The organism is Aeromonas sp. FDAARGOS 1410 (assembly GCF_019048745.1).
In the GTDB taxonomy this organism is placed as follows: domain Bacteria; phylum Pseudomonadota; class Gammaproteobacteria; order Enterobacterales; family Aeromonadaceae; genus Aeromonas; species Aeromonas jandaei.
Genome location: NZ_CP077401.1, coordinates 930,797 through 948,419, shown reverse-complemented (window position 1 = coordinate 948,419; position 17,623 = coordinate 930,797). Strand labels below are relative to the sequence as shown.

Here is a 17,623-nt window from a genome sequence, read left to right as displayed (position 1 = left end):
TATTGACCGGGTAGCTGTCAGCCGCTTAGGCAAGACATCAGATCCGACGGTTCAGGGGTTATCCTCTTCCCTCCAGTCCATTTGCAGGATGCATCGATGGCAACGCTGACCAAGAAAACCAATGCCCCGAAAAAAGTCTTCGCCTTTCGCTGGCAAGGGGTAAACCGTAAAGGACAAAAAGTCTCTGGCGAGCTTCAAGCTGAGAACATAGCCACAGTGAAGGCAGAGCTGCGCAAGCAGGGCGTCAATGTCACCAAGGTTGCCAAGAAGAGTCAGGGGCTCTTCTCCAAGGGAGGCGCCAAGATCAAACCGATGGATATTGCCATCGTCTCGCGCCAGATCACTACCATGCTCTCCGCCGGCGTTCCTCTGGTACAAAGCCTGCAAATCATCGCCCGCAGCCACGAAAAGGCATCCATGCGCGAACTGATGGGAGAAATAGCCGCGGATGTCGAAACCGGTACTCCCATGTCGGAAGCGCTGCGCCGTCATCCTCTCTATTTCGATGACCTCTATTGCGATTTGGTTGAAGCTGGCGAGCAGTCCGGCGCACTGGAAACCATCTATGACCGCATCGCTACCTACCGCGAGAAATCAGAAGCACTCAAGTCGAAGATCAAGAAGGCGATGTTCTACCCAACCATGGTTATCCTGGTTGCGATTGTCGTTACCTCCATCCTGTTGCTGTTCGTCATCCCGCAATTCGAAGATATTTTCAAAAGCTTCGGTGCCGAGCTGCCTGCATTTACGCAGTTTGTTATCGGCATCTCCCGCTTTATGCAGAACTGGTGGTACGTTTTCTTCGGTGGAATCGCGCTGGCCATCTTTCTCTATGTCCGTGCCTGGCGAGCCTCCCAGAAGGTAAAAGATAATACCGACAAGTTTGTGCTCACGATTCCGGTAGTCGGGATGATCCTGCATAAAGCCGCCATGGCCCGTTTCGCCCGCACCCTCTCCACCACCTTCTCGGCGGGGATTCCGCTGGTCGATGCCTTGGTTTCAGCTGCTGGAGCTTCCGGTAACTACGTCTATCGCACCGCAGTGATGGCCATTCGCAACGAGGTAGTCGCCGGCATGCAGATTAACGTGGCGATGCGCACTGTCGATCTCTTCCCCGACATGGTGATTCAGATGGTGATGATCGGCGAGGAGTCCGGCGCCATCGATGATATGCTTTCCAAGGTCGCCACCATCTTCGAACAGGAGGTCGACGATCTGGTCGATGGCCTCACCAGCCTGCTGGAACCTCTTATCATGGTGGTACTGGGGGTGCTGGTTGGCGGTATGGTGGTTGCCATGTATCTGCCCATCTTTAAACTGGGGTCAGTTATCCACTGACCTTCAACCAATCCGAGACACCATGTTGTTGATCACTGATGTTTTCCATAGCCTCCCCTGGCTCTACTTCTCGCTGGTTTTTATCTTTTCCCTGATGATCGGCAGCTTTCTCAACGTGGTGATCCACCGCCTGCCCATCATGTTGGAACGAGAATGGCAGGCTGAATATCGCAGTTACTTCACCCCCAATGAAGAGCAAGCAACCGAACCGCGCTACAACCTGATGGTGCCGCGCTCGGCCTGCCCCCATTGCGGCCATGCCATCACCGCACTGGAAAACATCCCGCTGTTAAGCTGGCTCTGGCTCAAGGGGCGCTGCAGTGAGTGCCAAGCCCCTATCTTGGCCCGCTATCCGCTGGTTGAACTGCTGACAGCGCTGCTCTCGGTGGCCGTAGCCATGGTGATCTCACCGGGTTGGGGAGCCCTTGCCGCCCTGCTGCTGACCTGGGTATTGGTGGCCCTCACCTTTATCGATCTCGACAAGATGTTGCTGCCAGATCAGCTGACCCTGCCGCTATTGTGGGGCGGTTTGCTGTTCAACCTGAGCGGTGGTTTTGCACCGCTTGCTGATGCTGTGATCGGTGCCATGGCAGGATATCTGGTGCTCTGGAGCCTCTACTGGGCTTTCAAACTGCTGACCGGCAAGGAAGGGATGGGCTATGGCGACTTCAAGTTGCTGGCGGCACTGGGAGCCTGGCTCGGTTGGCAGGCACTGCCGATCATACTGCTGCTCTCATCTTTGGTTGGTGCCATCATCGGCATCTCGCTCATAGCCCTGCGCAAACACCATCAGGGCAACCCCATCCCCTTTGGCCCCTACCTCGCCATCGCAGGCTGGATTGCGCTGCTATGGGGCGATACCATCACCCGCTGGTATCTCACAACCATCCTCTGAAACAGGCGCTCTGACTAATGTATGTAGTTGCAATAACCGGCGGCATCGGCAGCGGCAAGACAACAATTGCCAACCAGTTTGCCGAGCTGGGCATCGACGTCGTGGATGCCGATGTGATTGCCCGCGAGGTCGTTGAGTCCGGCACCCCGGCTCTCGCAGCCATTGCCGACCACTTTGGCCCTGATGTCATAACCCCCGACGGTCAACTGGATCGCCGCCGCCTGCGCGAACAGGTCTTCAGTGATCCGTCGGCCAAGACATGGCTCAACTCCCTGCTCCACCCGCTCATTCGCAGCGAGATGCAGCGCCAGTGTGCCGCAGCCCGCTCCCCCTACTGCCTGCTGGTCGTGCCGCTACTGGTGGAAAACAAGCTCACCGGCCTGGCCAATAGGGTACTGGTAGTCGATGTGGACGAGGCGACCCAAATCGAGCGCACCTGCCGCCGGGATGGCGTTACCGCCGAACAGGCCAAGGCCATCATCGCCGCACAGGCGAGCCGGTCGGAGCGCCTGGCAGCGGCAGATGATGTCATCGAGAACGCCAATTACAGCGAAATGGCGATAAAAGCGCGGATTTTAACGCTGCACGAAACATATCTGGCATTTGCCTCTCAACAAGCTGGTTAACAGTGAGTACACTAGGCCGGATTTATGGCTGGCCAGGATTAGGCATGATTTACGATTTCCCCCTCAATGAAAAAAGCCGGACCTATCTTCGTCTGGAATCCCTGTTTTCCCAGATCCGCGACAATCTGGAGAACGACCAGCCCTGGGCTCATATCGCCTTCTTCAAAGGGTTGTTCGATCTGCAGGAGTTGCTGGAGCGTGGTGACCTGCGTGCCGACCTGATCAAGGATCTCGAGCGTCTCGGCCAGCGCCTGAGCCACTGGGCAAGCCTGCCCGACGTCGATCTGGAGCAGATCAAGCAGATGCAGCACGAGAGCAGTCAGCTCTCCCGCAGCCTGCTCAACTCCCCGCGTCCCGGCGCGCGCCTGAAAGAGGATCGCCTGCTCGGCTCAATCCGTCAGCGCTTCTCCATCCCGGGTGGCCTGTGTGCCTTCGACGTACCGCAGTTGCACCACTGGCTCGGTACGCCAGCCATTACCCGCCATCAGCAAATGCAGCTGTGGCTTAGCGACATCACCCTGCTGATGAATGCCATCACCCTGTTGCTGCGCCTGTGGCGCGAATCAGGCAGTTTCAGCGAGCAGGTAGCGACCAATGGTTTCTTTCAGGACACCGCCGAGAGCGCCGAGCTTATCCGCATCAAGCTGCCGGGCAACCTCTGCTGCTACCCCACCCTGAGCGGCCACAAGAACCGCTTTGCGCTGCGCTTCCTGCCAACCGGCGAACAGCCGATTGGCGATGTGCCATTCCAGCTCGCCTGCTGCTAGGGATTGCTTATGGTCACCAAGGTAAAGTGCCCGACCTGCCAGAGCGAAGTGGAATGGGGCCCGCAGAGCCCGTTTCGCCCCTTCTGCAGCAAGCGCTGCCAGCTGATCGATCTCGGCGAGTGGGCCGATGAGGAGAAGCGGATCCCCGGAGAGATCAACCCGGATCTGCTGCCGGAGCCAGAAGAGGGCGACCAGTGGCTATAAGCCAGAGCTCGCTCAATTCTGCAAAGTAAGAAGGGCCATACGGCCCTTTTTTCATAGCTAGATAACGGCAGGTTACGCTTGAGCCGCCTGCAGACGCGCCACAATCGGGCCGTTGGCATCGGGGAAGTGGTAATTGTGCAATTCGACGACCGGCACCCATAAACACTCCTGACCCTCTTTACCAAATGGTTCACCGCTGAAACGGGTCACCTTCCAGATATCGAGCAGTACCTGCTTCTCTGGATAGTCGTGATGCAGCTCCATGAAGGGAGCACAATCCTGCACCCGGATCCCGATCTCTTCCCACAGCTCCCGATCCAGCGCTGTCAGCAGATCCTCACCGGACTCCACCTTGCCGCCGGGAAACTCCCAGCGATCGCCCTGATGACGGTCGGAAGAGCGCTTGGCAATGAAGATATCGCCCCGTTCGTTCTCGATGACGCCAACGGCCACCCAGATCCGTTTTTTCTGTTCCATCAATTACCTCTGTTCGCTTGTTGCCACCAATAACAAGGCGGGCACTGGGCCCGCCTTTTATGGCATCGGGTCGATCAGGTCAACTGACCGTGGCAATGCTTGTACTTCTTGCCGGAGCCACACGGGCAGGGATCGTTACGGCCGATCTTCTGCTCGTCGCGCACGAAGGTGGTGTGACCCTCGGCAGCACTTTCCTCTTCGTCCGCCAGCTGGTTCTCGGCAGCCGCGTGGGTGTAGGTACGGGGGGCAGACTCGGCCTGCTGGCGCTGCTGCTCTTCCATCGCTTCCACATCGCGCTCCTGCACCTGAACTCGGCTCAGGATGCTGACCACATCGCGCTTGAGAGTTTCCAGCATCTGGGTGAACAGATCGAAGGATTCGCGCTTGTACTCCTGCTTGGGGTTCTTCTGGGCGTAGCCGCGCAGATGGATGCCCTGACGCAGGTGATCCATGGCCGCCAGATGCTCTTTCCAGAGGCCATCCAGAGTCTGCAGCATCACCGCTTTCTCGAAGTTGCGCAGCACCTCTTTACCGACCAGCTCCTCCTTGTGGGCATAGAGCTTGGTCGCTTCGTCCAGAATGCGCTCGCGCAGCTTCTCTTCGTACAGCTTGTCATCTTCTGCCAGCCACTGCTGCAGCGGCAGGTCGAGGGCGAAGTCGGACTTCAGGCGAGCTTCCAGACCCGGTACATCCCACATCTCCTCCAGAGACTGGGGCGGAATGTACTCATCGATGATGGCGCCATAAACGTCATCACGGATAACGTGAATGGTCTCGGAGATGTCGTTGGTATCCAGCAACTCGTTGCGCTGCTCGTAAACTACCTTGCGCTGGTCGTTGGCAACGTCATCAAACTCCAGCAAGCTCTTGCGGATGTCGAAGTTGCGACCTTCCACCTTGCGCTGGGCGTTTTCAATCGCCTTGGTGACCCACGGGTGCTCGATGGCCTCACCCTCTTCCATGCCCAGCTTCTTCATCATGCCGGTCACGCGATCGGAGGCGAAGATCCGCATCAGGGTATCTTCCATGGAGAGATAGAAACGGGAGGAGCCCGGGTCACCCTGACGACCGGAACGGCCGCGCAGCTGGTTGTCGATACGACGGGATTCGTGACGCTCGGTACCTATGATATGCAGACCGCCGGCAGCCAGCACCGCATCGTGACGCACCTGCCATGCCGCTTTCAGCTCGGCAACCTGTGCCTCGGTCGGATTCTCCAGCTTGGCGATCTCCGCCTGCCAGTTGCCCCCGAGCACTATGTCGGTACCACGACCCGCCATGTTGGTGGCGATGGTGACCGCGCCAGTCTGGCCAGCCTGGGCGACGATCTCCGCTTCCATGGCGTGGAACTTGGCGTTCAGCACCTGGTGCGGGATCTTCTCCTTGTTGAGAATGCCGGAGAGCAGTTCGGAGTTTTCGATGGAAACGGTACCTACCAGTACTGGCTGGCCACGCTCCACGCACTCGCGGATGTCCTTGACGATGGCGGCATACTTCTCGTTGGCGGTCAGGTAGACCAGATCGCCCATGTCTTTGCGCACCATCGGCTTGTTGGTCGGGATAACTACGGTATCCAGGCCATAAATTTGCTGGAATTCAAAAGCTTCGGTATCAGCTGTACCGGTCATGCCCGCCAGCTTGTTGTAGAGACGGAAGTAGTTCTGGAAGGTGATGGAAGCCAGAGTCTGGTTCTCGTTCTGGATCTTGACCCCTTCCTTCGCCTCGACCGCCTGATGCAGACCATCGGACCAGCGACGGCCCGGCATGGTACGGCCGGTATGCTCGTCGACGATGACGATCTCGTCCTTCTGCACGATGTAGTCGACGTTGCGCTCAAACAGGGTATGGGCGCGCAGACCGGCGTTGACGTGGTGCAGCAGGCTGATGTTGGTGGCGGAGAACAGAGAGTCGTTCTCATCGAGCAGCCCCTCTTTCTTGAGCAGCTCTTCCACAAAGATCTGGCCGTTTTCGGTCAGCAAGGCCTGACGGTTCTTCTCGTCTACCGTGTAGTGACCGTCGCCGGTGTACTCCTCGGTATCTTCCTTGTCCTGCTTGACCAGCAGCGGGATCAGCTTGTTGACGCGAATATAGAGCTCGGAGCTGTCTTCCGCCGGGCCGGAGATGATGAGCGGGGTACGGGCTTCGTCGATAAGCACCGAGTCCACCTCATCCACCAGCGCGTAGTTGAGCGGACGCTGGACGCGCTGCTCGGGCGAGAACGCCATGTTGTCGCGCAGGTAGTCGAAACCGAATTCGTTGTTGGTACCGTAGGTGATATCGGCCGCATAGGCGTCACGCTTCTGGGACGCATCCATGCCCGGCACGTTGCACGCCACGGTCATGCCGAGGAAGGAGAACAGCGGGCGGTTTGCCTCGGCGTCACGCTTGGCCAGGTAGTCGTTCACGGTCACGACGTGGACGCCGCGGCCGCTCAGGGCATTCAAGTAAGCCGGCAGGGTCGCGGTCAGGGTCTTACCCTCACCGGTCTTCATTTCCGCGATGCGGTTGGAGTTCAGCACCATGCCGCCGATCAGCTGCACGTCAAAGTGACGCATGCCAAATACCCGCTTGGAGGCTTCGCGCACAGTAGCGAAGGCTTCCGGCAGCAGCTGCTCCAGGGTCTCGCCCTGCTCCAGACGCTGACGGTACTCGGCCGTCTTGGCCTGCAGCTCGGCATCCGAGAGAGCCTCGAACTGCGGCTCCATGGCATTGATCTGTTTTACAATTTTGCGCAAAGCCTTGAGCGTTCTGTCGTTCCGGCTGCCGATAATCTTGGTAAGCAGTGTGCTAATCATGGGTACCAACTATTTCTGGTTATATAAAGCGTTCCGTCACTGGAACCTGAAGAAAAAACCTAACCCCGGCTGGCACTGAGAAAGCGTGCGGGGTTTACCTGACGACCATCTTTCAACACTTCGTAATGCAAATGGACCCCGGTCGCGCGACCGGTGCGTCCCATCAAGGCAATCTTCTGCCCCTGATCAACCAGGGTACCCACCTCGACCAGCAACTTGGAGTTGTGGGCATAGCGGGTGACCAGACCATTGCCGTGATTAATCTCCACCATGTTGCCAAATTCCGGATGACGGCCGGCCCAGCTGACAATGCCGGGTCCTGTGGCCAGAATGGGGGTCCCGGGTTTGCCACGGTAATCCACCCCTTTGTGCATCTTGGCACGCCCGTTGAACGGATCGACCCGTCCGCCAAAGCCGGACGAGACCCAGACTCGCTCCTGCTTGACCGGCGTGCCGGAAATAAAACCGGCATCGGTGATATGGTGATTCATGATGAAAGATTCAAGTACCGACAGCTGCTCTTCACGACTGCTGAGCTGTTGGCTGAGATGTTTCATGGAGGCTTGCAGCTCGTTGAGGCTCACTTCCAGATCTTCATCGTAAGAGGGGCCACCCATCGGGGGCAGCTCTTTGAAATTGAACTCTTCGGGATCGAGATCGGCCTGCTCGGTCAGCCGTTCGCCAAGGGCATTCAGGCGGCCAAGCTGGCCCTGCATGGTGCCCACCTGGGCTGCCAGCATCGCCAGCTGCTCGCGGGCTTCATCGCCGCTCTGGTCTACGGAACGCTGTTCTGCCATGGCCAGCGCCACTTCAAGCGCATCCATCTTCTTCTGCCAGCTCTGCCAGAGCCAGCCGCCCCCAAGGGCCAACAGGGAGAAAACAATACCGCCGACCCATGCCAGACGTTGTTTTGGTAAGTGCAACCTGCGTCGCTGCTTGCCGTGGAGGATCAGGGTAATGCTCATAGAAATCAGTCTGCTCGGTCAGGTGCGGCCATGGGCCTGCACGGGAAATAAAACCGGGAGATAGTCGGTATTAAAGGATGGAGTAAACAAATGACGGAACGTCGGTGCGGAGAGGGGACCGACGTTCCGTTGCACAGCTATCAGGCCAGAACCAGACCGTTATCGTAGTAAGCGATAGGCGCTTTGTCGCCCTCACCCTCGAAGGTCACCAGTTCCCATGCCTCCTGCTCGGCCAGCAGGGCACGCAGCAGTTTGTTGTTCAGGGCATGCCCTGTCTTGTAAGCGCGGAACTCACCGATAATGCTGCGGTTGCACATATAGAGGTCACCGATTGCATCCAGCATCTTGTGCTTGACGAACTCGTCCTCGTAACGCAGACCATCTTCGTTCAGTACCCGGTAGTCATCCAGTACCACGGCGTTTTCCAGGCTTCCGCCCAGCGCCAGATTCTGGGAACGCAGGTACTCGATATCACGCATGAACCCGAAAGTACGGGCACGGCTGATCTCTTTCACGAAGGAGGCACCGGAGAAATCCAGTACACAACGCTGGTTGCGCCCTTCAAAGACCGGATGCTGGAAATCGATCTCGAGATCCATCTTGAAGCCGTTGCGATAAGGGTGGAATTCCGCCCACTTGTCGCCATCTTCAACCCGGATGCTCTTCTTGATCCGCACAAACTGCTTGGCAGCATTTTGCTCACGGATCCCGACTTCCTGCAGCAGGTAGATAAAGGGATGCGCACTGCCGTCCATCACCGGGATCTCGGGCGCGTCAACCTCGACGTAGAGGTTGTCGATCCCCATCCCGGCCAACGCGGCGGAGAGGTGCTCAATGGTAGAGACACGCACGCCGGCTTCGTTGACCAGAGCGGTACAGAGCACGGTATCACGCACCTGATCGGCATTGGCTGGCAGCTCCACCACAGGATTCAGGTCGGTACGCAAGTAAACGATCCCTGTATTCACAGGGGCCGGACGGAATGTCATGGTGACTTTCCGGCCCGAATGCAGGCCGACGCCAGTCGCCTGAACACTCGTTTTCAAGGTTCTTTGTCTAATCATGGGTGTACCCTAAACAGCTTAAAATCCGGACCAGATGGTCGTTGGCAGGCCATCTTAGCACATTCCTTAAGCAACAGACAAACACGCCTCATAAGAGACTTAGTCTGCCTGCTTGCGCAGGAACGCCGGAATATCTAGATAATCCGGTTCACGACGGGCTTGCGGCTCGGCGTTAACCACCTTGGCCGGGGCTTCGTCCATCACGCGACCCTGCATCATATCGCTGACCAGCGGCTGACGTACCGGGCGCTCTTGCACCTGGCTGCTCTTGACCAGAGTTATGTCCGGCTTGCGCTCGGCACCGATACCGGTAGCAACCACTGTCACACGCAGTTCGTCGTGCATTTCCGGATCGATTACGGTACCCACTACTACAGTGGCGTTCTCGGAAGCGAAGGCCTTGACCGCGTTACCGACGGTTTCGAACTCTTCGATGGTCATGTCCATGCCGGCAGTGATGTTGACCAGAATGCCGCGGGCACCGGCCAGATCCACATCTTCCAGCAGCGGGCTGGAGATAGCCTTCTCGGCAGCTTCTTCGGCACGGTCATCACCGGAAGCGGAACCGGTACCCATCATGGCGGTACCCATTTCGCGCATAACGGTACGCACGTCAGCGAAGTCGACGTTGATCAGGCCCGGACGGGTGATCAGCTCGGCAATGCCCTGTACCGCGCCAAGCAGCACATCGTTGGCCGCCTTGAAGGCGTCCAGCAGGGAGATGCCACGACCCAGCACCTTCAGCAACTTGTCGTTGGGGATGGTGATCAGGGAGTCGACGTTCTTGGAGAGCTCTTCGATACCGTGCGCAGCGAAGCCCATCCGCTTCTTCCCTTCGAAGGAGAACGGCTTGGTCACCACAGCAACGGTCAGGATGCCCATCTCGCGGGCCACTTCGGCCACGATCGGCGCAGCACCGGTACCGGTACCACCGCCCATACCGGCAGCGATGAACACCATGTCGGAGCCGGTCAGCAGCTCACGCAGCGCTTCGCGATCTTCCATGGCCGCATCACGACCCACTTCCGGGTTGGCGCCAGCACCCAGACCTTTGGTGATGCCACCGCCGATCTGCAGAGTGGTGTTGGCACTGGAGTTACGCAGTGCCTGGGCGTCGGTGTTGACGGTAATGAACTCGACACCTTCGATGTTTTGACGAACCATGTGTTCGACAGCGTTGCCGCCGCCGCCACCTACACCGATCACTTTAATGACGGCTTCGTCAGTGTGGCTATCCATAAATTCAAACATGTTGTCTCTCCGCTTTATTTGCCTGACTCAGCAAAATTCTTAAAACTCGCCACGCAGCCAGTTGCTGACCCGTTTGACCAGACCACCGACGCTTGCCTTGGCGGCATATTCTTTGTTGCTACCTGTTGCCTGATGTGTACGGCCGTACTGCAGCAACCCGACCGCAGTCGAGTAAACCGGCGCCTGCACATAATCACTCAAGCCACGAATATTCATGGGCTCCCCTACCCGAACCTGGCTCTGGAAGATCTGCTCTGCACACTCCACAATGCCTTCGATCTGGGCAGCGCCGCCGGTCAAGACCACACCGGCTGCCAGCTGATGCTTGACCCCCTGCGCTTTCAATTCGCTTTGTACCCGCACCAGCTCATCATTCACCATGGAGAGCAACTCGGTGTAGCGGGGCTCGATTACTTCAGCCAGTGTCTGCCGCTGCAGGCTGCGCGCCGGACGACCGCCGACACTGGGCACTTCAATATTGTCTTCCTTGCTGACCAGACGACCGAGGGCGCAGCCGTAGCGCACCTTGATCGCTTCTGCGTCGAGCGGCGGCGTGCCGAAGGCGTAGGCGATGTCGCTGGTAACAGTGCTGCCAGCGTACGGGATCACCTTGGTGTGGCGCAGGGCGCCGCCGGTAAACAGCGACATATCCATGGTGCCACCACCGATGTCCACCACGCAGACACCCAGCTCTTTCTCGTCTTCGGTCAGCACCGCATAGCTGGAGGCCAGCGCGGAGAAGATCAGCTGATCGACTCGCAGACCCACTTTTTCGACACACTTCTCGATGTTGCGAGCCATGTCGTTATGGCAGGTGATGAGATGCACCTTGGCCGCCATCCGTACACCGGAGAGACCGACCGGATTCTTGATCCCTTCCTGATAGTCGATGGCAAACTCTTGCGGCAGCACGTGCAACACCCGCAGTTCATCCGAGAGGCGAACCGACTTGGCGGTGTGGATCACGTTGTCCACATCTTCCTGAGTCACCTCTTCGTCGGAGATGGGTACCATGCCGGTCTCGTTGCGGCAGTCGATATGCTTGCCGGACAAGCCGAGGTAGACCGAGCTGATCTGGCAATCCGCCATCATCTCGGCCTCTTCCACCGCACGGCGCAGTGACTTGACCACGGAGTCGAGGTCGTTGACCCCGCCCTTCTCCATCCCGCGGGAAGCGTGACTGCCCATACCGATGACGTTCAGTTCACCGTCCGGCAATACTTCACCGACCAGAACCGCCACTTTGGTTGTGCCGATATCCAGTCCGACAATCAAATTCCTATCTGCGGTGTTGGTCATGCACTTTCTCTTCGCTCTTCTTCCAGCCAACTGCCACTCCGGTATCGTATCGAAGATCCACGTACGCAACCTGCGCACGGGGTTCGATAGCCGGGAAGGCATCGATAAACCGCTGCAACCGGAGTGCTATGTCGTTGCGCCCCAGAAACAGCTTGATATTGCCATCCAGGGTCAGTTCCCAGGCATGGCGGGGGGTCAGATTCACCCCCAGCAACTTGTATCCCTTGGCAGCCAGTTGCGCTTCGTACTGCCGACTCTCTTTCAACACCATGGCGGCTTGGTCATCCGGCCCCGACAACTGCAACAGCGGTGTCTTGACCCGATCCGGTGCACTGAACACCTTGCCCTTGGTGTTGACGAAGCGGTTGCCGTTCCAGCGCGCCGCCACGTCCTGTTCTGTCAGGTAGACCTTGATCTTGTTCGGCCACTTCTTGCGTACCGATACCGAGGCTACCCATGGCAAGGCATTAAGCCGTGCCTGCAATTCGTTAACATCCAACTCGAAGAAGTTGCGTGACTCGGCGCCATCCAGCACGGCCAGTCGCAGCTCTTCGGTTTCCAGATACTGGTGTTGCCCCTGCAGCAACAGCTCGCTCATGGGCAACCGGTTGGCATCCGTCAGCCAACCTTTAACATCCAGCGCAGTCCGGTAGCAGCCCCATATCACCAGCAGGAAAAACATCACGCCTGCGATGAAGCCGCCCTTGGTGCGCCCCTGTGCCCTTGCCTCCACCCGCTCGATCCCCGTGTAACGCGCTAAACCGGCCTTTTGACAGACCGGTTCGCCATTATATAGGCCCCGGCTTGGCGGTCAAAATACTCATTGGGCCCTCAGGCACCAGATTTCATGCTATCTATGCTCAATTTCATCTCGCCGAGACGACGGGCCAGTGCTCCGACGTTCCCCGCCCCCTGAGTCAGCACCAGATCCCCTTCACCAACCAGGTCGGCCAACACGGCCGGCACGTCATCGGGCGTAGCCACAAAGATGGGTTCCAGGTTGCCGCGCGAACGGATGGAGCGGCACAGCGCACGACCATCCGCCCCCGGGATCGGATCCTCGCCGGCAGAATAAACCTCCAGCATTACCAGCACGTCTACCTTGGAGAGCACGTCAGCGAAGTCTTCGTAAAGGTCGCGAGTGCGGGTGTAGCGATGCGGCTGGAACACCATGACCAGACGCTTCTCCGGCCAGCCAGCCCGAGCGGCATTGATGGTCACCTTCACTTCGCTCGGATGGTGACCATAATCGTCCACCAGCATGGCCTTACCGCGACCGGTTTCGAACTCACCATACTGCTGGAAGCGGCGGCCTACCCCTTCAAACTTGGCCAGCGCACGGATGATGGCATCGTCGCTGACTCCGTCTTCCGTCGCGACAGCAATCGCCGCGGCAGCGTTCAAGGCGTTGTGGATCCCCGGCAAGTTGAGGGTTACCTGCAGCTCACCCGCATCTTTGCGGCGCACCCGGAAGCAGCTGTGGTTGGTGGTCTGGACAAAATCCAGCACCTGCACATCCGCATCGTCAGAGAGACCGTAAGTCAGGGTCGGACGCGCAATCTCGGGCAACATGCCACGAATCACCGGATCATCGATGCAGACCACCGCCAGACCGTAGAAAGGCAGGTTGTGCAGAAACTCGATGAAGGTGGCCTTCAGCTTGGAGAAATCACCGCCGTAGGTGTCCATGTGATCCGCTTCGATGTTGGTCACGATAGAGACCATCGGCTGCAGATGCAGGAAGGAGGCGTCGCTCTCGTCCGCCTCGGCGATCAGATAACGGCTGCTGCCCAGACGGGCATTGGTGCCAGCGCTGTTGAGCAGGCCACCTATAACGAAAGTCGGATCGCGGTCGGCTTCGGCATAGATGCTCGCCACCAGACTGGTAGTGGTTGTCTTGCCGTGAGTACCGGCGATGGCGATACCGTGCCGGAAACGCATCAGCTCGGCCAGCATCTCGGCACGGCGTACTACCGGGATCCGCAGTTCGCGGGCAGCCAGCAGCTCCGGGTTGTCCTGCTTGATGGCAGTGGAGACCACGACCACGCTGGCGCCGTTGACATGCTCGGCGCTGTGGCCGGTAAAGATATGGGCGCCCAGAGCCTCAAGCCGCTCGGTAACCGCATTGCGAGCCAGATCAGAACCCGTTACCTGATACCCTTCGTTGGCAAGCACTTCGGCGATCCCGCCCATACCGGCACCACCGATACCGATAAAATGGATGCGACGCACGCGGCGCATTTCGGGGATCACAGTACGCAGTTTTGCCAGTTCAACCTTGGTCATAATCGTCTCTTTAGTCTGCCGCAAGCCGTTTGCTCTCAAACGGCCTCATTTCAACGGCATCAATCTACAAAGGGGTGAGGCTGCACGGCGTGGCCAGTGCAATCCCATCCTTACTCTTTATTTGTCTGCCCTGCGGCGAGTCGCTTGCACTCGTCAGCAACCCGCTCTGCCGCATCGGTAATAGCGACGCGACGGGCGGCCTTGGCCATGTTAAACAGCGTCTCCCTGCGCCCGGCGAGCCAGGAGAGACGCGCAGCCAGCGAGGCGGTGGTCAACTCGGACTGGGGCAGGAACTCGGCCGCACCGCCATCGACCAGCGTCAGAGCGTTGCGGGTCTGGTGATCATCCACGGCATGGGGCAGCGGCACGAAGATGGCGGCCACACCGGCAGCAGCCACTTCGGAGACGGTCAGGGCTCCTGCCCGGCAGACCACCAGGTCGGCCCAGGCATAGGCTCCCGCCATATCCTTGATAAATTCGCTTACCTCGGCATTGATACCGTGCTGGGCATAGGCCGCGCTGACAGTGTCGCCATTGCCCTTGCCACACTGGTGACGCACCTCGATAGGCACACCAGCCGCAGCGACCGCTGCTGGCACCTGCTCGTTGAGCACACGAGCCCCCAGACTTCCGCCCACGATCAGCAGATGCAACGGCTCGCTGCTGCTACGCAGTTGCGGATCCGGCAGTGCGACCACTTCGGGACGAACCGGGTTACCCACTACAGCAGTGCGGCGACTCGGCGCAAACGCCCCCGGGAATGCCATCAACACTCGCTTGGCGATACGCGCCAGCAGCTTGTTGGTCATACCGGCAGCTGCATTCTGTTCGTGCAGCAGCAACGGGATGCCGGAGAACCAGGCCGCCACGCCACCCGGGCCGGAGGCAAAGCCGCCCATGCCGAGCACTACATCCGGGCGAATAGTTTTGAGCACCTGACGCGCCTGCAGCACGGATTTCACGATGCGATAAGGCGCCGCCAGCAGCCGCTTGATGCCGTTGCCACGCACCCCCTGAATATCGATAAAGGAGATGGGATAGCCATGAGCTGGTACCAGCTCGGCTTCCATCCGATCGGCGGTGCCCAGCCAGTGGACAGTCCAGCCCTGCTCCTTCAATCGATCGGCTACGGCCAGACCCGGGAAGACATGTCCCCCGGTACCACCTGCCATCACCAACAGCGTCTTGCTCACTAAACCTCCCGCACCCGCGCCTGGGCTGTCGCCTGACGCAACTCAAAATCGATTCGAATCAACATGCTCACTGCCACCGTCATGATGATGAGACTGGAGCCACCGTAACTCACGAGCGGCAAGGTCAACCCTTTGGTCGGCATCATGCCGCTAGCCGCGCCAACGTTAACGAAGGTCTGGAAACTGAACCAGATCCCGATACCGATGGCCAGATAACCGTCATAGAGGCGATCGGCAGCAAGAGCCTTGTGGCCCAGCTTCAACGCCTTGACCGCCAGTGCGAAGATCAGGAACAGGGCACCCAGCACACCGGCGTAGCCGAGCTCTTCACCGAGGATCGCAAAGACGAAGTCGGTATGCGCTTCCGGCAGGTACTCCATCTTCTGGATCGAGTTGCCCAGCCCTTCGCCGAACCAGCTGCCGCGGCCAAACGCCATCAGCGACTGGGTCAGCTGGTAGCCACTGCCAAATGGATCAGCCCAGGGATCCATAAAGGAGGTAACCCGCCGCATCCGGTAAGGCTCGACGATGATCAGCATCACCACGGCACCAACGCCAGCACCGATCAGGGTCAGGAACTGGCCGAGCCGGGCCCCCGCCAGAAAAAGCATGCCGAACGAGGTCACGAACATCACCACGGTGGAACCCAGGTCAGGCTGCAGCAGCAACAGGACGGCCAGCACCCCGAATACCGCCAGCGGCTTGAGGAAGCCAATCCAGGCTTCACGCACCTCGTTCTGGCGCCGCACCAGATAACCGGCCAGATAGACAAAGAGCGCCAGCTTGCCGAATTCGGCAGGCTGCAGGTTGAACGGGCCGAGCGGCAACCAGCGCACCGCACCGTTGACGTTGCGCCCCACCAGCAGCACCAGCACCAGCATCAAAATGGCCAGCAGCAGCATGGGGCCATTGTGTTCCTGCCAGCGTGCCATCGGCACCTGCAGTACGAACCAGGAGATGCCGAGCGCCATCACCAGAAACATGGCGTGACGTTTCACGAACATGAAGGGATCGTCACCCAGAGAGATCCCCTCGGGGATCGAGGCTGATGCCACGATCACTACCCCGAGCGCCATCAACGCAAGCGCCAGCACGACCAGCTGCCGATCATAGAGACCGGCGGGACGCGCCGGTAACAACCAGCGCTGGAAAAGACCTGCTGCTGCGCGAAGGGCGTTCATAGCGCCATCACCATCTCGGTGAAGCGATCGCCGCGCACCTCGAACGACTTGAACTGATCCAGGCTGGCACAGGCGGGCGCCAGCAGCACCCAGTCACCGGGCCTGGCATCGGCAGCCGCCTTGGCAACGGCGGCAGCAAGGTCGGCAACCCGTTCGGTCTGCTCACCCAATGCCAGCAGCACCTCGGCATCCTGGCCGAAGCAGTACATGTGATCGATCTGGTTGCCCAGCAGCGCCTGAATGGGGCCAAAATCCTGCCCCTTGCCCTGACCACCGGCCAGCAGCAACAGACGCCCCCTGACCGACTCGCGCACACCGGCCACGGCAGCCAGCGTCGCCCCCACGTTGGTGGCCTTGGAGTCGTTGATCCAGCGTACCCCGTTTACCTCACGCACGAAGCGGGCACGGTGCGGCAGACCTTCAAAACGGCGCAGCACGGTGAGTTGCGCCGAGCGGGGAATGCCAACCGCATCGCACAGCGCCATGGCGGCAAGGGCGTTGGCCTGATTGTGGGCGCCGACGATCTTCATCTCGTCCACCGCGATCAGGGGCTCGCCATGCAGGGTCAGCCAGTAGCGGCCATCCAGCAAACAACGGCCGTAACCATTGCAGTCGAGACCAAAGCTTTGCCACACCTGACCCACATCGGGCAGGGTCTGGGCATCGTCACGGTTGACCAGAATGTGTTTGGAGTTCTGATGGATCTCCATCTTGGCTGCGCGGTAATCGGCCATGCCCTGATAGCGATCCATATGATCTTCGGAGAGGTTGAGCACCACGGAGGCGGCAGCACGCAGGCTATAGGTGGTCTCCAGCTGGAAGCTGGAGAGCTCCAGCACGCAGAGATCCATCGGCTGCTTGAGCAGATCGAGCGCCGGCGTCCCTATGTTGCCACCCACACCGACATTGAGTCCGGCTTCGGCAATCATCTCGCCCACCAGCGTGGTCACTGTGCTCTTGCCGTTGGAGCCGGTGATGGCGATGACCGGTGTCTGGGTCTCGCGCACAAACAGCTCGATATCCCCGATGATCTGCACACCACGCTCGGCAGCCGCTTTCAATTCGGGGGTCGCCAAGGCAATGCCCGGGCTCGCTACGATCATGTGTGCCTGCTTGAGCAGCTCTTCATCCAGCCCGTGGATAAGCTCCACTTCTGGCGGCAGCTGATCCTTGCCGGGCGGGTTGGCACGGGTATCCATCACCAGCGGCGTGACGCCACGGCCGAGGAAGTAGTCGACGCAGGAGAGTCCGGTTTTACCCAATCCGATGATGATGACCATGG

General features: G+C 59.2%; 16 protein-coding genes. 5 read left to right on the top strand and 11 right to left on the bottom strand.

Annotated elements, in window-relative coordinates:
• The first annotated feature begins 96 nt into the window (after positions 1-96).
• Genes I6L40_RS04555 through yacG form a run of 5 tightly spaced genes read left to right on the top strand, consistent with a single transcriptional unit; the run spans position 97 to position 3,830 of the window.
• Positions 97-1,338, top strand: a complete 1,242-nt coding sequence (locus I6L40_RS04555) for a type II secretion system F family protein (RefSeq protein ID WP_042033196.1) — start codon at positions 97-99, stop codon at positions 1,336-1,338.
• 22 nt (positions 1,339-1,360) lie between these two features.
• The gene (locus I6L40_RS04550) at positions 1,361-2,233 is read left to right on the top strand and encodes an A24 family peptidase (RefSeq protein WP_216995043.1); all 873 of its coding nucleotides are present in this window, start codon (positions 1,361-1,363) and stop codon (positions 2,231-2,233) included.
• 17 nt (positions 2,234-2,250) lie between these two features.
• The gene (gene coaE / locus I6L40_RS04545) at positions 2,251-2,859 is read left to right on the top strand and encodes a dephospho-CoA kinase (protein ID WP_216995042.1); all 609 of its coding nucleotides are present in this window, start codon (positions 2,251-2,253) and stop codon (positions 2,857-2,859) included.
• Positions 2,860-2,903: 44 nt separating this feature from the next.
• Positions 2,904-3,626 carry a cell division protein ZapD gene (gene zapD / locus I6L40_RS04540; protein ID WP_041210678.1) on the top strand — a complete coding sequence of 241 codons (723 nt, stop codon included), beginning with the start codon at positions 2,904-2,906 and terminating at the stop codon, positions 3,624-3,626.
• A 9-nt stretch (positions 3,627-3,635) separates the two neighbouring features.
• Positions 3,636-3,830 carry a DNA gyrase inhibitor YacG gene (yacG, locus tag I6L40_RS04535; protein ID WP_005336142.1) on the top strand — a complete coding sequence of 65 codons (195 nt, stop codon included), beginning with the start codon at positions 3,636-3,638 and terminating at the stop codon, positions 3,828-3,830.
• A 72-nt stretch (positions 3,831-3,902) separates the two neighbouring features.
• On the opposite strand, the gene mutT is transcribed toward yacG, so the two are convergent.
• The 11 genes from mutT to murD all read right to left on the bottom strand — a co-directional run bounded on the left by mutT (position 3,903) and on the right by murD (position 17,621).
• Positions 3,903-4,307: an 8-oxo-dGTP diphosphatase MutT gene (gene mutT / locus I6L40_RS04530; RefSeq protein WP_216995041.1), complete on the bottom strand. Its 405-nt coding sequence runs from the start codon at positions 4,305-4,307 to the stop codon at positions 3,903-3,905.
• Positions 4,308-4,381: 74 nt separating this feature from the next.
• Positions 4,382-7,102, bottom strand: a complete 2,721-nt coding sequence (secA, locus tag I6L40_RS04525; RefSeq protein WP_071913397.1) for a preprotein translocase subunit SecA — start codon at positions 7,100-7,102, stop codon at positions 4,382-4,384.
• A 59-nt stretch (positions 7,103-7,161) separates the two neighbouring features.
• A complete protein-coding gene (locus tag I6L40_RS04520; protein ID WP_043851602.1) occupies positions 7,162-8,067 on the bottom strand; it encodes a M23 family metallopeptidase in 906 nt (301 codons plus the stop codon).
• A 140-nt stretch (positions 8,068-8,207) separates the two neighbouring features.
• Positions 8,208-9,131 carry a UDP-3-O-acyl-N-acetylglucosamine deacetylase gene (lpxC, locus tag I6L40_RS04515; RefSeq protein WP_005336146.1) on the bottom strand — a complete coding sequence of 308 codons (924 nt, stop codon included), beginning with the start codon at positions 9,129-9,131 and terminating at the stop codon, positions 8,208-8,210.
• Between the two features lie 99 nt (positions 9,132-9,230).
• Positions 9,231-10,382, bottom strand: a complete 1,152-nt coding sequence (gene ftsZ / locus I6L40_RS04510; RefSeq protein ID WP_005336147.1) for a cell division protein FtsZ — start codon at positions 10,380-10,382, stop codon at positions 9,231-9,233.
• A gap of 39 nt (positions 10,383-10,421) precedes the next feature.
• On the bottom strand, positions 10,422-11,681 hold the full coding sequence (gene ftsA, locus I6L40_RS04505) for a cell division protein FtsA (protein WP_005336148.1): 1,260 nt from the start codon (positions 11,679-11,681) through the stop codon (positions 10,422-10,424).
• On the bottom strand, positions 11,662-12,414 hold the full coding sequence (locus I6L40_RS04500) for a cell division protein FtsQ/DivIB (RefSeq protein WP_033115385.1): 753 nt from the start codon (positions 12,412-12,414) through the stop codon (positions 11,662-11,664). The genes ftsA and I6L40_RS04500 overlap by 20 nt, the downstream gene beginning before the upstream one ends.
• A gap of 98 nt (positions 12,415-12,512) precedes the next feature.
• On the bottom strand, positions 12,513-13,967 hold the full coding sequence (murC, locus tag I6L40_RS04495; protein ID WP_216995040.1) for a UDP-N-acetylmuramate--L-alanine ligase: 1,455 nt from the start codon (positions 13,965-13,967) through the stop codon (positions 12,513-12,515).
• A 110-nt stretch (positions 13,968-14,077) separates the two neighbouring features.
• Positions 14,078-15,160 carry an undecaprenyldiphospho-muramoylpentapeptide beta-N-acetylglucosaminyltransferase gene (murG, locus tag I6L40_RS04490; protein ID WP_043851605.1) on the bottom strand — a complete coding sequence of 361 codons (1,083 nt, stop codon included), beginning with the start codon at positions 15,158-15,160 and terminating at the stop codon, positions 14,078-14,080.
• The gene (gene ftsW / locus I6L40_RS04485; RefSeq protein WP_041210684.1) at positions 15,160-16,341 is read right to left on the bottom strand and encodes a cell division protein FtsW; all 1,182 of its coding nucleotides are present in this window, start codon (positions 16,339-16,341) and stop codon (positions 15,160-15,162) included. Before ftsW ends, murG begins: the two co-directional genes overlap by 1 nt.
• A complete protein-coding gene (gene murD, locus I6L40_RS04480) occupies positions 16,338-17,621 on the bottom strand; it encodes a UDP-N-acetylmuramoyl-L-alanine--D-glutamate ligase (protein ID WP_201930676.1) in 1,284 nt (427 codons plus the stop codon). The genes ftsW and murD overlap by 4 nt, the downstream gene beginning before the upstream one ends.
• Between the last annotated feature and the right edge of the window lie 2 nt (positions 17,622-17,623).

What these genes read in the sequence shown, in the direction of transcription:
- I6L40_RS04555 (WP_042033196.1), top strand. Translation starts at nt 97, where the DNA reads ATGGCAACGCTGACCAAGAAAACCAATGCCCCGAAAAAAGTCTTCGCC.
- I6L40_RS04550 (WP_216995043.1), top strand. Translation starts at nt 1,361, where the DNA reads ATGTTGTTGATCACTGATGTTTTCCATAGCCTCCCCTGGCTCTACTTC.
- coaE (WP_216995042.1), top strand. Translation starts at nt 2,251, where the DNA reads ATGTATGTAGTTGCAATAACCGGCGGCATCGGCAGCGGCAAGACAACA.
- zapD (WP_041210678.1), top strand. Translation starts at nt 2,904, where the DNA reads ATGATTTACGATTTCCCCCTCAATGAAAAAAGCCGGACCTATCTTCGT.
- yacG (WP_005336142.1), top strand. Translation starts at nt 3,636, where the DNA reads ATGGTCACCAAGGTAAAGTGCCCGACCTGCCAGAGCGAAGTGGAATGG.
- mutT (WP_216995041.1), bottom strand. Translation starts at nt 4,307, where the DNA reads ATGGAACAGAAAAAACGGATCTGGGTGGCCGTTGGCGTCATCGAGAAC.
- secA (WP_071913397.1), bottom strand. Translation starts at nt 7,102, where the DNA reads ATGATTAGCACACTGCTTACCAAGATTATCGGCAGCCGGAACGACAGA.
- I6L40_RS04520 (WP_043851602.1), bottom strand. Translation starts at nt 8,067, where the DNA reads ATGAGCATTACCCTGATCCTCCACGGCAAGCAGCGACGCAGGTTGCAC.
- lpxC (WP_005336146.1), bottom strand. Translation starts at nt 9,131, where the DNA reads ATGATTAGACAAAGAACCTTGAAAACGAGTGTTCAGGCGACTGGCGTC.
- ftsZ (WP_005336147.1), bottom strand. Translation starts at nt 10,382, where the DNA reads ATGTTTGAATTTATGGATAGCCACACTGACGAAGCCGTCATTAAAGTG.
- ftsA (WP_005336148.1), bottom strand. Translation starts at nt 11,681, where the DNA reads ATGACCAACACCGCAGATAGGAATTTGATTGTCGGACTGGATATCGGC.
- murC (WP_216995040.1), bottom strand. Translation starts at nt 13,967, where the DNA reads ATGACCAAGGTTGAACTGGCAAAACTGCGTACTGTGATCCCCGAAATG.
- ftsW (WP_041210684.1), bottom strand. Translation starts at nt 16,341, where the DNA reads ATGAACGCCCTTCGCGCAGCAGCAGGTCTTTTCCAGCGCTGGTTGTTA.
- murD (WP_201930676.1), bottom strand. Translation starts at nt 17,621, where the DNA reads ATGGTCATCATCATCGGATTGGGTAAAACCGGACTCTCCTGCGTCGAC.